Genomic DNA, 12,674 nt, shown 5'->3' with positions numbered 1-12,674 from the left:
GCCGATCCGTGTCGCGGCGGCCGGCAAGTAGCCGCGGCAGCAGCCGGGCCGTACCGCCTCCCGTGCGAGGACCGCGGCAGCGTCAGCGTGCGGGGGCCGCGGCGTTCTGATCGATGTAGCGAGTCATCGCCCAGTTCAGACCGCGCATCGCCAGAGTGTATGCGGGCGGGATGTAGCGCTGCGCCCAGAAGCCGACGCGGATGTCGGACGAGGTGAAGATCAGATATTTGTCGCGCTCGACGCCGCGCACGATCGCCCGAGCGGCCGCTTCCGGCGTGACCGCGTGCCGCATGAACAGTGACATACCGCGCCGCACCGCGTCGGCCGTGGGATCCACGCCCGCGATGTCGACGCGGTTGACCATCGGTGTAGCCATCGCCCCCGGGCACACCAGGCTCACTCCGATGCCATGGCGGCGCAGGTCGAACCGGAGCACCTCCGACACCCCGCGCAGACCGAATTTTCCCGCGCTATAGGGCGCGTGCCATGGCAGGCCGAACAGGCCCGCGGCCGAGGATACATTCACGATGTGGCCGCCGCGTCCCGCCGCGATCATCGGCGGGACGAACTCCTCGATCATGTGGATCGGACCCATCAGGTCGATGTCGATGGTGCGCCGCCACTGTTGGTGGGTCAGGCGATCGACGGTGCCCCAGGTCGCGATCCCCGCGACGTTCATGACGATGTCGACGCTGCCGACGTCGGCGTGCACCTCGGCCGCCAGCGCGACCACTTGGTCATGGTCGCTGACGTCGGCGGTCGCGGCGAGGTGAACGGTCGCTCCTGCCGCCCGCGCGTCGTCAGCGGTCCGGTGCAGGCCATCCTCGGCGATGTCGGTGAGGACGAGGGCGGCGCCCTCGGCCGCGGCCGCGAGCGCCGTGCTGCGGCCGAGACCGCTGGCCGCCCCGGTAATCAGACAGGTTTTGCCGCCGAACTTCGTCATAGTGGACGACCATACGCAACCATGAACAGCATTGTCTATGAAAGGTAGACCGCAGAGAAGCTACTGTTCGGGCAACTGTGATGGCCGTTGTCTGCTTCGATATTCACCGATCCGCACATCGCGGAACCGAAGCCACCGCGACGGTGATGTTGTCACCGCCGCCGGAGCGCAACGCGAACTCGACCAGGCCGCGGGCCGCCGCCAAAGGAGTGCCCGCTGTCGCCGGTCCCGCCAGGGCGGCTGGAGCGGGCAGATAGTTCCACAGACCGTCGGAGCACAGCAGCAACACACCTGGGCCGACGGTGCGTATTGTCCGCACGCAATTGTCCGCCCACGGCCTGGGCGGGCTGTCCGCGCCGAGCCAGCGGATCAGGGTATGCGCACGTGGATCGTTCATGGCTGCGCGCTCGTCCATCGCGCCCGCGTCGACGAGGGCTTGGGCCCACGAATCGTCGGCACTCAGCCGCTGCGACGGCGCGTTCCACGCCCCGTCCGCAGAATCGGCCCGCAGCCAATAAGCCCGGCTGTCACCCACGTTGGCGATGGTGATCTCGGTTGTCTCCGCGGCGTGCGGCACGATCGCGCAGACGTAGGTGCACGACGGAGCCGGGCCGTCGGCGACATCGACATCCCGGACCGCCTGCGCCGCCGCCGCAAGCCCGGTCATGATGGCCTCGGTCGGTGCCTGCCCGCCCGCGAGTGCGGTGACGGTCGCGTGCACGCCGGCTCGGACCGCGGCACCGGAGGCCACCTGCGGCTGTGTGGAGGTGGACACGCCGTCACTCACCGCTATCACGGTGGCTGCGGGTGCCCCAGAGGTCGCGCCATCGACCACAGCGGCTGCGACCGCATCCTCGTTGCGTTCATGGACGAGGCCGCGATCGGTGATTGCCGCGACCGTCCCGAGATCGGCCTCCCAGCGATCTCGGCGTGCTTGCGGCCGACAGCATTCCACGCAACGCCCTTCGGCGTTGTAGCGGTCGCTGCCGCAGCCCGCGCACGGGCCACGTGGACTCGGATCGTGGCTCGGCAGCGCAACGAACCGGTACCCGAGTTCGCGTCCGCACGCTGGGCAGACGTTGCTGTCCAGGCCGACGGCGGCGCACCCCGCGCAACGTAGGTCGATCCCATCGTCGCTCATCGGCGTGTCCTCGGGCCGCCCATGCCCATCGATACCGACGCGGCGGCGGCGTTGTTCGCATGCAGTGCGCCCGGCCGTATCCGCAGTGGCCCGTTGCTGGTGCAAGGTTTCACACCGTCCTCCTTCATCTCCCCGGCCCGGCGACTCCGCTCGGAATAGTACGGGAGCTTTCTCGGAGGCAGATCCCGTGTCGGCTCGATCTAATCCGGGCCGCGACCGGCACAGTGTCCGATATCGGACATAAGGGGCAGGCGAGCAGTTTGGCGTCTTGACGACGCACAGCACTCGCTGCAAGGCCGCACCGGGCGCAGGACGGCCTTCGTCGGGAGTTCTACCGAGCAGTCGGTCGACTGCGCACGTCAGTCCGCGACGGTGACGCCGATGGCCCTCGCGAAGACAGGCGCCAGGGCCATCAGCTGCATGCTGCTGATCGTGGCGCCGCGCAGCGCGTCGAGTCCGTCGGTGATGTCCAGGTCGGCCGCACCACGCAGGTCCACCTTCGACAGCCGGGCCTTGTTCAGCGATAGCCCGCCCAGCCGCGATCCGGGGACGATGATCTTCGTGAGCTCGGCATCGCCGAAGTCGCAGTCGCGCAGCACACAATCGATGAAGGAGACCTCACGCAACCGGGCGGTGCGGAAGTTGACCGAGTCGAGCTTGCAGCCCTCGAATCGCACTCGTCGCAGGCTCGCACCGGTGAAATCGACACCGGACAGGGCGCCGGCGACCAGCTCGCCGTCCATCCAGACCGTGTCGGCGAGTTCGGTACCCACCCAGCGGACATGGCGCAGCCATACGTCGGTGAACCGGGTGTACCGCATGCTTCCCCGGTTGATCACCATCGAGGTGAACGCGGACTCGCTGAACCGCGCGTTCGGCACGTCGACGTCGTCGAACCGGCCGCCGTCCACCCGCACACAGTCGTAGTCGCCTTCGGGCTCGAAGTCGCCCTCCGGTGCGGTGAGGTATTGGGCGTAGGGCAGGTCATCGAGCTCACGCGGCATGCGCTCCTCCAGTTCGTCGCGGCGGTCGGTCGCCTCGCGAGTATGGCGGTCCACGCCGACAGCTTCGACGGGCCGGGTGCGACCGTGGACTCACTCGCCGGTCGCATTCGAACCGAGCGGTACGGGTGTGGGCAGGTAACGCTGTTGCGGCGTGCTCATGGTCTGCTGGGCGGCAAGCAGATCCGCTGCGCGGGCCGGCCACGGTATCGCCAGTCATCTCCAACAGGTGTTCGCTGCTGACCATTCTCGGACATCACTGCACGAACAACTTTCAACCTGACTACGCAGGGCGGCGACCAAGGCGTATGGGCTGCAGCAAATTTGCTAGACCACCCGCTCGAGCGCACGCAGGTCTGCATCCAACTTTCTGAACAACCAATAAATGGCGACGAACGCTAGCCCGGAGGCCGCGCACAACCCCAGAACCGAATCGCGCACGAGCGGAAGCTCCGCAGGCTCGAGTGCACTGAATCCGGCCAGCACCCCGACCAGCGGTACCGACGCCGTCACCGCGAGATAGACCGTGGTTCTTCGACGCTGCGCGCGAAGATCAGCGGAGTCGCGCGCCGTGGTGCGGCCGTGGCGCAAATAGATGGGATAAACACAGCGGACAACGTAGAACGTCGAAAGGAAAAACGTGTAGGCCACCGAGATGGTGCCCGTCACCAAAACGGTCGTTGCCGCATGGACGAGCATCCGCGCCGGGAGTTCGGTGAACCAGACAAGCAGCATCACCCCCGTCACAGTTCCGAGAACCGCGAACAGCAGCGTGTTCATCGCACATAGATCGCCCCAGAAAAGGGTTCGCGACCGCACCCGCGCGAGCATTACCTCGTCGTAGCGTCTGCCATCGCGCAAGCCGCGAGGAACAGCGAGCAAATCATGCGATATGTATACGTAGACGAGGACGGACAGCGGAAAGGCACAGAGATAGAAAATGATGGTGCCCTTGTAGAGCTGCCAGGCGGTGGCATCGGGCAGGCGCGCGGCGATCAGTTCCTCGAGGTGCGCGGCCAGGTAGACATGAGCCAGGCCGACGCCGACCATCGAAGATGACCACAGAATGGGGGTGGGCCGTCGTGAAAGTCGTGCCCGCCAACTGTTCGGCAGCGGATAGACAAGGTCGCGGGCCCTCTCCTCGAGGCACAAGTCGAGCTGCTGGGCCAATTCCGATCCGCACGAGTAGCGGTCTCCGCGGTCAGACGACAGACACTTCAGAAGCACTCGGCGCAGCGCCATGGGGCAATCCGAAGGAAGATCCGCCAAGAACTTGGACTCGACCGGTCTGCGCCGCAGTTCGAGCATGCGGGCCAGCGACGTCTCCGACTCGCCTGCGAATGTTTCGTCCGCGAACGGGCGTCGTCCGGTGAGCAACTCCCACAGCATGACAGCCAACGCGAAGATGTCGCTTCGGGTGTCGAGGTCGGCAGCAGTCGCCGACAAGTCCGGATGGCAGGCTTCGAGCTGTTCGGGCGACATGTACGCCAGTGATCCGCCGAAGTACGCCAGGGGATTCGTACCTGTGACGCGTGTGCTGAAGCTGACGTTGAAGTCGGCCAATTTCGGGATTCCCTCCGCGCTCAGCAGCACGTTCGCGGGTTTGATGTCTCGATGCAACACCCCTCGTTCGGACGCATGCTCGAGTGCCTCCGCGAGTCGGCGGCCCAGCCAGGCGACGGTCTCCGGCCATGTCAGTGCGGCGGTTCGTGTCCGAATGGCAGATTCTGTGGGCCGAACCTCGCCCTTATCGGCAAGTACATTGTCGATGGCATCGAGCAGCAGTTGCCCACTACGGTGTTCCGCGGGCGTCGTGCGTTGTAAGCGCAGCACATCGAGCAGCGTTCCCCCAGGTAGGTACTGCATATAGAGCAGCTTCAGGTCGCCATCGGCGATGAGTCGCTGGTCGTAGATACGCACGATGTATTCGTGGTCCAATTGGGCGAGGGTCTGTGGCTCGTTGCCGTGGTTGTGGGAAATCTTGACCGCGACCAGTCGCTGCATCGATTGTTGCCGAGCGAGATACACCTTGGCGAAGGCGCCGGCCCCGATTCGCATCAGCAGGTCGAAATCGTCGATATGGTCGCCGACGTCGATGGCGTCGAGGACTACTTGGGCACTTGGACGAGCAATCATCGTGCTGCGGTAATCGCCCATGAGCCGTGCCGGTTCAGGGCCGGTCGCCATGGCGGCGGCCTCAGCGATCATGGTCGCCGGCGCGTGCGAGCCCCGGCGCATGGCGTGGAATTCCTCGTAGACCAACTCGGCTGGAAGCGGACCATTCTGCAGCTCTGCGAATTCCGCACGATATTCGCTCAGTCGTTTGGGAAAGTGATGACGAAGCCAGCGGTATTCGAGGTCGATCTTGATCAGTTCGATCAATATCGTTCGCCGCTGAGCCGGTTCATGGGGTAGGTATGCCGACAGGTCGGGTGGGGACCCGGACGCCCAAGCCTCTGAAAACAGTGCCACGACAGTGGCAAGCGCTGTGCGGGTTCGTTCAGCTGAATCGACCAGATCGATCGGCTCGTGCATCGGTAGCTCGAGATCAGCCCCAGGCGATCACATGGCGGCTACGCGCGATGTGGCCCGGTATCGTGGTTGCCCCACATCATCTCCTTATCGCCAGTCCTCCCTGCTCAAGGGTATCGCTCCGAAACGAGCGCGTGGGTGTCGACCGGGGATCGGCCACGGCAGACTTGCTCAGGGCGGAGCACCGGAGCCCGCTGGCGCTGCTCGTGCACTACGTCATGAGTCGGAGGGCTCGATCGCGGCGCCGCGATCGAAGTACAGCGAGTCCATGCCGATTACCAGGAGGATCGCGTAGCTGCTCCCGGTCCGCTCTCTGGTGAGACGGCGGGCCATGCCCATTCCGGACAGGGCCTGCGCCGATGATCAGTACGTCGATATCCCGCGTCATCGAGGTACCCGTTTCGTCTGGTCCGCCGACACTGGGGGCGAACGCTGCGGCCAGAGTATATGTTATTTGAGGTTACCTCTAGTTGTGGATAGTGACAGGCGTGGCACTCGAATAAAAACCGCGGTGGTCCCAAATGGTGACTCCGGCCCGCCGAGCGCTCAGCATGGATCACTGCGGCGCCCAAAAGGCGCACTGCCTCTCCTATCCGCGCAATGTGTCGATCGCCGACTACACCGACACCCGCTTCAACGACATATTGCCCCCGGCCTCCTGAAGGGAGTTGGCTCAGCATGAGTCTGTCGTTCCACTGGTTCCTACCCACCTATGGTGACTCCCGCAGCCTGGTCGCGGGCGGGCACGGCACCTTTATGTCCGGCGACCGTCCGGCCAGCCTGCGCTACTTGAACCAGATCGGCGCGGCCGCCGAGGACAACGGCTTCGAGGCCGTGCTGACCCCCACCGGCGCCTGGTGCGAGGACGCGTGGCTCACCACGGCCATGATGGTGGATACCACCGAGACGCTGAAGTTCCTGGTGGCGTTCCGGCCCGGCCTGGTCAGCCCGACACTCGCGGCGCAGATGGCAGCCACCTTCCAGCGGCACTCGCGAGGCAGATTACTGCTGAACGTCGTGACCGGCGGCGAGCTACACGAACAGCAGGCCTACGGCGACTTCTTGGACAAGACCCAGCGTTACGCACGCACCGGCGAGTTCCTGCACGTGGTGCGGGAGCTGTGGAACTCGACCGAGCCGGTCACCTTCGACGGCGAGCACATCCGCGTGCAGGAGGCACTGCTGGGCAACCGGCCGGACCCGCTTCCTCCGGTGTTTTTCGGCGGCTCGTCGGAACCGGCCGGTCCGGTGGCGGCCCGCTACGCCGACACCTACCTCACCTGGGGCGAACCGCTGCTCGCGGTGAGCAGGAAGCTGGAGTGGATTCGCAGCCTCGCGGTGGACAACGGGCGTGTGCTCGACTACGGCCTGCGCGTCCACGTGATCAGCAGGGACACTTCCGAGCAGGCGTGGGCCGAGGCCGATCGCCTGCTCGCGGGCATCGAACCGGCGGATGTCGAGCGGGTGCAGGCCAATCTGGCCCGCAGCGAATCCGAAGGCCAGCGCCGGATGTCTGAGTTGCACGGCGGTCGTACCGATCGGCTGGAGATCGCGCCCAACCTCTGGGCGGGCGTCGGCCTGGTGCGCGGCGGCGCGGGAACCGCGCTGGTCGGGTCGCACGCCGAGGTCGCCGAACGGCTGGTCGAGTACTCGAAGCTTGGCATCACACACTTCATCCTGTCCGGCTACCCGCACCTCGAAGAGGCGTACTGGTTCGGCGAGGGGGTGCTGCCCATCCTCGAACGCAAGGGGCTGTGGCGACACCCGAACCGCACTGTGCGGGTCGCCGCCGCCACGCCCTTCGCGGTGTCGTCCAGCAGCTGAGCACCGCGCGGCCGGTATGGCCGTGACACCCCCAGTTATCGGTTCGTCGCCCCACGCGGCGAGAATCGTCTACCGTTCGGTCTACCGGCCGCGACCGGTAGACCATTTCGTGAGGGAGTCATGACCACCGCACCAGCTGGGCGATGGCGCCGCCGCCTGCCCGACACCGCGACGATCGCGGCAGGCGAGCCTACGCTCGCGCGCAGGCTCGGCCGGCTCGATCTCACCGCCATGGGCGTCGGAGCCATCGTCGGTGCGGGCATCTTCGTCATCACCGGCGTGGCCGCCGCCGAGAAGGCCGGGCCCGCGATCATGCTGTCGTTCGCCTTGGCCGGAACCGTCTGTGTGCTGGTGGCGCTGTGCTACTGCGAGCTCGCGGCGATGGTGCCCGTCTCCGGCAGCGCCTATGCCTACACCTACGCCACGCTCGGCGAAGGCCCGGCGTTCCTCGTCGGGTGGAACCTGCTGCTGGAGTACGTCATCGCCGGTGCCGCGGTGGCGATCGGCTGGTCCGGGACGACGGTGTCGGCACTGGACTCATTGTTCGGCATCACCATCCCGAAGGCGCTGGCCGGCGGGCCTGCCGAAGGCGGCGTTGTGAACCTGCCCGCCGTGCTGATCATCGCCGCAATCGTCGCGGTGCTGGTCGGCGAGGTGACGCTCACAGCGCGGATCACCAAGGCGCTCGTGGGGGTAACCATTGGCGTGTTGGTGCTGGTGGTGGCCGTCGGCGCGCCGCACATCGACGTCGGCAACTGGACGCCGTTCGCGCCGTTCGGACTCGGCGGCGTCATCGGTGGAGCAGCAATCGCGTTCTTCGCGTTTCTCGGCTTCGACGTCGTGGCCACATCGGCGGAGGAGGCCCGTGAGCCGCGCCGGGACGTGCCGTTCGCCATCATCAGCACGGTGCTCATTGCCACTCTGCTCTACGGGCTGGTCAGCGCGGTGCTCACCGGCATGGTTCCGTTCGCGTCACTGAACAACGGTGCGCCGATCGCAACCGCGTTCGGCGCTCTGCAGATCGGCTGGATCGGCGACGTCATCGTGATCGCTTCGATCATCGCCCTCACCAAGGGACTGCTGTTGATCGTGTACGCCCAGGCGCGGCTGATGTTCGCGATGTGCCGCGACCGACTGCTCCCGTACGGGCTCGCGGCGACCGGCAAGCGCTCGACCCCGGCGCGGCTGACGTTGCTGCTCGGCGGCCTCGGCGCGGTGATCGCGGGGCTGCTACCGATCGACATAGTGGTCGAGCTGGTGAACATCGGCGCGCTGTCGGCGTTCGCGGTGGTGTGTGTCGGGGTGCTGGTGCTGCGCCGGGTGGAGCCGGATCGCGAGCGCCCGTTCCGCACCCCGCTCGTTCCGCTGGTTCCGGTTCTCGCGCTGATCGGCTGTGTACTGCTCGCGACCACCCTCGATGTGCTCACCTGGGTGCGGTTCGCGGTGTGGGTGCTCGTCGGCAGCGCGGTCTATTTCGGCTACGGACGCGAACGCTCCACGCTGGTAGGGGGTTGACGCACCGCCACTGCTTCTCCCGACCACCCGGCACCCAAGTCCTGAGTCAGGCCTCCACGAAGAAAAGACCGGCGCCGTAGGCGTCGCGGGCGGAGACGAAGAACCCTTCGGCCGTCCCATGGGTGGGTACGCCCGCGTCTTCGATGATGCCGCGCGCGACGCCGAGTTCGTCCACCGCGATAGTCATGGCGGCCAGATATGACGGGGCTGGGATAGGTTCGCGCGGCAGCACGGCAACAGCGTCCGACGCGCGCACGATTTCGAGCTGCCCGGCGCCCATCTCCAGCACTGCCCGCGCACCATTGCGCACGGCCGACGCACCGAGTATCCGGCAGTAGCGTTCGGTGATCGCGGCGGCCTCGGCGTCGACGGCGACGATCAGGACAGCCGTGATGCCACGGGCTCCGTTCGGGTGTGATAGGTAGCGTGGCTGGTGCACGTACTCGCGGGTGAGATGTTGGGCGACGCCGAGCATCGCCTCCGGCGTCGAACTCGGATCCACGTGCACCGCGCGCGCCCGAACCGTGCGGGGACCGTCCTCGGTCTCGACGTCTCGCTCCAGGTCGAGGATCCCGGAGGCGTGCACGCCTGCTGCGACGAGCTGCCCACGCGCCGCCTCTATGTCGCCGGTTTCGAGATTCAGCAGCCGGAAGCCCTCGTAATCGTCGGCCATCGCCTTGGTGTGCCATGGGTCTGGCGCAGACTCGTCGACGATACCGAGTAATTCGAGGTAAGAGCCGCCGAACAGCGCGCACCGATTGGCGGTGCAGCCTTCGGTGGGCAGCTCGCCGGGTCGGGCGCTCAGCAGGTGCCGCGAGCGTGGGCTCAAGGTGAACCCGAGGTCGGTGTATCGGCGTTCCAACCCATCCAGATCGCGAGTCAGAATTCCGGTGTGGTGAATGGCATCGATCGTTTTCTGCACACCGCCCATCCTGTTCAGTTCATGGTCCCCGGGTCCTTCACCGCGGCCGATACGCCGGAATCCGACACTGCCCTACCCTGACAGAGTGGATTCGGTCAGCTTGGACGTCGTCGACCGGAGACTGCTGCACGCATTACAACTCGACGGCCGCGCGCCGTTCAGCCGCCTCGCACCGGTACTGGACGTCTCCGAGCGGACCCTTGGCCGTCGCTACAGTCGACTGCTCGCGACTGGAAGACTGCGTGTGACCGGGGTGGCGGACACCAGACGCGTGGGCAACGCCGAATGGCTGGTTCGCCTGCGCGTGCGACCGGATGCCACCGCCGCCCTCGCTCGGGCGCTGTCTCGCCGCGCCGACACCGCCTGGGTGACGGTGGTGTCGAGCGGCGCGGAGATCGCCTGTCTGTTCCGCGTACCGGCCGAAGCGCCACTTTCCGAACTTGCCCGCCACCCAGCCGTGCTCGCCATAGACGTATACCGGGTACTTCGACATTTCATGCAACACCGCTGGCAGGGCCGAATGTCGGCGCTGTCGGCCGAGCAGGTCGCGGCATTGCGGACACCCCCGCAGACTGGTGCCGGACCGATCGTCCTGAGCGACCTCGACGAGCGTCTACTGCCCATGCTGGCGGCCGACGGGCGGGCAGCGTATCCGCAGCTCGCACGGGCGGTCGGCTGGTCGGAATCCGCGGTGCGCCGTCGAGTCGACGAACTGCGCCGTGCCCGGCTCCTCGGCTTCGATGTCGAGATCGATCCCGCACTGTTCGGGTTCACCGTGCAGAGCCTGCTGTGGCTGACTGTCAGCCCTGGGCGTCTCGTTGCCGTCGCGAACACCTTGGCCGCCGACCGAGAAGCGGCGTTCGTCGGTGCAACGACCGGAGCGAGCAATCTGCTGGTCTGCCTCGTCTGCCGAGACATCGACGCGCTATATCACTACACCACCGAGCGGATCGCCGCGCTGGACGGGATCGAGCGAATGGAAGTCAGCCCGATCAGCGGCTACGCCAAGCGCGCCGCTCCGCCGCGATCCGCCTGACGCAAGGTCCAGTCGGATGCAGAATCTTCGCGGAGCAGCGGCTTCCACCTTTCTCCGGTGAGCCCATCGCAATAGCTGGGCGGCAGCGTTCGGACAGGCAGTCGGGCTTCAGACGTCACGCTGCAGCGAAGACAAGCCCCACAGCTCTTGCGATACGGCCGTGGCAGACGCGAAAGATTTCGAGCATCGGTCGGTTGCTGTCCGGGAATGCCGCGGACGCTGGTTTAGGGTCGAGTGGTGACCTGGACAGTGGGATTCGACCTCGATATGACGCTGATCGACTCGCGACCCGGTGTCGCACAGGCCATCGACACCGTCGCCGCCGAATTCGATCTCCCGCTGTCTGGCGCCGAATTCGCCGATCGGCTCGGGCCGCCACTGGCCAGCCTGCTGGTCGAAGCCGGGGCCCCGGAGGAACTTGTTCCCGCGCTTGTCGCGCGCTACCGCGCGATCTACCCGTCCATCGTGTCCGGCATCCCCGCAATGCCAGGTGCGCAGGCCGCGTTGGCCGCGATCCAGGCGCGCGGCGGGCGGGTACTCGTCGTGACCGGCAAACACGCCCCCCTCGCTCGGCTGCACATCGACGAACTCGGCTGGCGGATCGATTATCTGGCGGGTGATCTGTGGTCGGCGGCCAAGGCGACCGCGTTGCGCGAGCAGCGGGCGGATCTATTCGTCGGCGACCACGTCGGCGACATGCGCGGAGCGCGGGCCGCCGGCGTGGTCGCGGTGGGCGTCACCACCGGGCCGTGCGCGGCCGACGAGCTGCGTGCGGCGGGTGCCGACGTCGTCCTCGCGGACCTGACCGAGTTCCCCGGTTGGCTCGCGACGCAGCTCGGCGCGGCCGTCGCGGGTTAGCGGCGGTCCGCTCGGTGTATCGGGCGGTGCAGGTATTCGGCGGGATTACCACATCGTGGGTCCCGGTCGGAAAGTAGCCCCGCGACGCCGACGTGATAACTCTGTTCGAGGGCGCCGTGTGCGGTCTAGTCGCCGAGACCCCTCACCACGGCACGGGCCCGGTGCGGTCGAAGAATGTGCCCGTCGGCCCGTCCGGGCCGATCGTGGACAGCTGGACGACGGCGTCGGTCCCCTCGGTGACGGTCTGGAAACCGGAGTGTCCATTCAGATCTGTCGCGGTGTACCCGGGGTCGGCCGCGTTCACCTGAATGCCCGGCAGTGCGCGCGAGTACTGCGAGGTGATCATGTTCAGCGCGGTCTTCGACGCCGGATAGGGCAGGCCGAGCAGTGTGGATTCGATCCGGCTCGGGTCCGAGGTCCGCGTCAGTGAGCCGATGCCGCTGGAGACCATCACGATCCGCGGTTGTGCGGCGGCGCGCAGCAGCGGCAGGAACGCATTTGTCACCTGCACCGGACCGAACACATTGGTCTCGAACACCGCGCGGAAGTCGGCAGCCTCCACGTCCTGCGGCGTCTTGCGGGTGCCTCCGATACCCGCGTTGTTGACGAGCACGTCCAGCTGCGGCGTGCGCTGCCCGACCGCCTCCACTGCGGCGGCGATCGACGCGGCCGAGGTGACGTCGAGCTGGACGAACTCGACATCCAGCCCGATCTCGGCGAGTTCCGTCGCAGCTTCCTTGCCCCTCTCCGCGTCCCGTGCGCCCAGGAACACCCGCCAGCCCAAGCCCGCGAGCCTGCGCACGGTTTCGCGTCCCAGCCCCTTGTTCGCGCCAGTTACCAGGGCCGTTGTCGTCTCACTCATGCCATGAGCATCGCGTTCGTGCGCGCGGCGTACCAGGGCC

At 66.8% G+C, this 12,674-nt stretch carries 11 protein-coding genes; 5 read left to right on the top strand and 6 right to left on the bottom strand.

Translation table 11 applies throughout. The features are described from left to right. Window positions 1-82: 82 nt before the first annotated feature. The 4 genes from OH799_RS04495 to OH799_RS04480 all read right to left on the bottom strand — a co-directional run bounded on the left by OH799_RS04495 (window position 83) and on the right by OH799_RS04480 (window position 5,620). Window positions 83-943 (bottom strand): SDR family oxidoreductase, encoded by an 861-nt coding sequence (locus tag OH799_RS04495; protein ID WP_406276071.1) that lies wholly within the window; start codon window positions 941-943, stop codon window positions 83-85. 103 nt (window positions 944-1,046) lie between these two features. Further along, window positions 1,047-2,084 (bottom strand): PP2C family protein-serine/threonine phosphatase, encoded by a 1,038-nt coding sequence (locus OH799_RS04490; protein ID WP_406276069.1) that lies wholly within the window; start codon window positions 2,082-2,084, stop codon window positions 1,047-1,049. 359 nt (window positions 2,085-2,443) lie between these two features. Continuing rightward, complete coding sequence (locus OH799_RS04485; protein ID WP_406276067.1) at window positions 2,444-3,142, bottom strand: pentapeptide repeat-containing protein; 699 nt, start codon at window positions 3,140-3,142, stop codon at window positions 2,444-2,446. A gap of 270 nt (window positions 3,143-3,412) precedes the next feature. After that, a complete protein-coding gene (locus OH799_RS04480; RefSeq protein ID WP_406276065.1) occupies window positions 3,413-5,620 on the bottom strand; it encodes a protein kinase domain-containing protein in 2,208 nt (735 codons plus the stop codon). A 518-nt stretch (window positions 5,621-6,138) separates the two neighbouring features. On the opposite strand from OH799_RS04480, the gene OH799_RS04475 reads away from it, so the two are divergent. The 3 genes from OH799_RS04475 to OH799_RS04465 all read left to right on the top strand — a co-directional run bounded on the left by OH799_RS04475 (window position 6,139) and on the right by OH799_RS04465 (window position 8,956). Then, on the top strand, window positions 6,139-6,279 hold the full coding sequence (locus tag OH799_RS04475; RefSeq protein WP_406276063.1) for a hypothetical protein: 141 nt from the start codon (window positions 6,139-6,141) through the stop codon (window positions 6,277-6,279). Between the two features lie 16 nt (window positions 6,280-6,295). Next, window positions 6,296-7,441, top strand: a complete 1,146-nt coding sequence (locus OH799_RS04470; protein ID WP_406276061.1) for an LLM class flavin-dependent oxidoreductase — start codon at window positions 6,296-6,298, stop codon at window positions 7,439-7,441. A 120-nt stretch (window positions 7,442-7,561) separates the two neighbouring features. Beyond that, complete coding sequence (locus OH799_RS04465; protein ID WP_406276059.1) at window positions 7,562-8,956, top strand: APC family permease; 1,395 nt, start codon at window positions 7,562-7,564, stop codon at window positions 8,954-8,956. Window positions 8,957-9,002: 46 nt separating this feature from the next. Here the strand turns inward: OH799_RS04465 and OH799_RS04460 are convergent, their stop codons facing one another. Then, window positions 9,003-9,878: a VOC family protein gene (locus OH799_RS04460; protein WP_406276057.1), complete on the bottom strand. Its 876-nt coding sequence runs from the start codon at window positions 9,876-9,878 to the stop codon at window positions 9,003-9,005. Window positions 9,879-9,963: 85 nt separating this feature from the next. On the opposite strand from OH799_RS04460, the gene OH799_RS04455 reads away from it, so the two are divergent. Then, window positions 9,964-10,914 carry an Lrp/AsnC family transcriptional regulator gene (locus OH799_RS04455; protein WP_406276055.1) on the top strand — a complete coding sequence of 317 codons (951 nt, stop codon included), beginning with the start codon at window positions 9,964-9,966 and terminating at the stop codon, window positions 10,912-10,914. Between the two features lie 237 nt (window positions 10,915-11,151). Continuing rightward, window positions 11,152-11,772 (top strand): HAD family hydrolase, encoded by a 621-nt coding sequence (locus OH799_RS04450; RefSeq protein WP_406276053.1) that lies wholly within the window; start codon window positions 11,152-11,154, stop codon window positions 11,770-11,772. A 142-nt stretch (window positions 11,773-11,914) separates the two neighbouring features. Here OH799_RS04450 and OH799_RS04445 read toward each other — a convergent pair whose 3' ends face one another. Further along, on the bottom strand, window positions 11,915-12,634 hold the full coding sequence (locus OH799_RS04445; protein ID WP_406276051.1) for an SDR family NAD(P)-dependent oxidoreductase: 720 nt from the start codon (window positions 12,632-12,634) through the stop codon (window positions 11,915-11,917). Between the last annotated feature and the right edge of the window lie 40 nt (window positions 12,635-12,674).

It is taken from the genome of Nocardia sp. NBC_00881 (assembly GCF_045207455.1).
In the GTDB taxonomy this organism is placed as follows: domain Bacteria; phylum Actinomycetota; class Actinomycetes; order Mycobacteriales; family Mycobacteriaceae; genus Nocardia.
The sequence above is the reverse complement of the archived record's forward strand: the minus strand, read 5'-3'. Positions and strand labels throughout refer to the sequence as shown.

Excerpts from the sequence above, each read along its gene's own strand:
- OH799_RS04495 (WP_406276071.1), bottom strand. The coding sequence starts at position 943 with ATGACGAAGTTCGGCGGCAAAACCTGTCTGATTACCGGGGCGGCCAGC.
- OH799_RS04490 (WP_406276069.1), bottom strand. The coding sequence starts at position 2,084 with ATGAGCGACGATGGGATCGACCTACGTTGCGCGGGGTGCGCCGCCGTC.
- OH799_RS04480 (WP_406276065.1), bottom strand. The coding sequence starts at position 5,620 with ATGCACGAGCCGATCGATCTGGTCGATTCAGCTGAACGAACCCGCACA.
- OH799_RS04475 (WP_406276063.1), top strand. The coding sequence starts at position 6,139 with ATGGTGACTCCGGCCCGCCGAGCGCTCAGCATGGATCACTGCGGCGCC.
- OH799_RS04470 (WP_406276061.1), top strand. The coding sequence starts at position 6,296 with ATGAGTCTGTCGTTCCACTGGTTCCTACCCACCTATGGTGACTCCCGC.
- OH799_RS04465 (WP_406276059.1), top strand. The coding sequence starts at position 7,562 with ATGACCACCGCACCAGCTGGGCGATGGCGCCGCCGCCTGCCCGACACC.
- OH799_RS04445 (WP_406276051.1), bottom strand. The coding sequence starts at position 12,634 with ATGAGTGAGACGACAACGGCCCTGGTAACTGGCGCGAACAAGGGGCTG.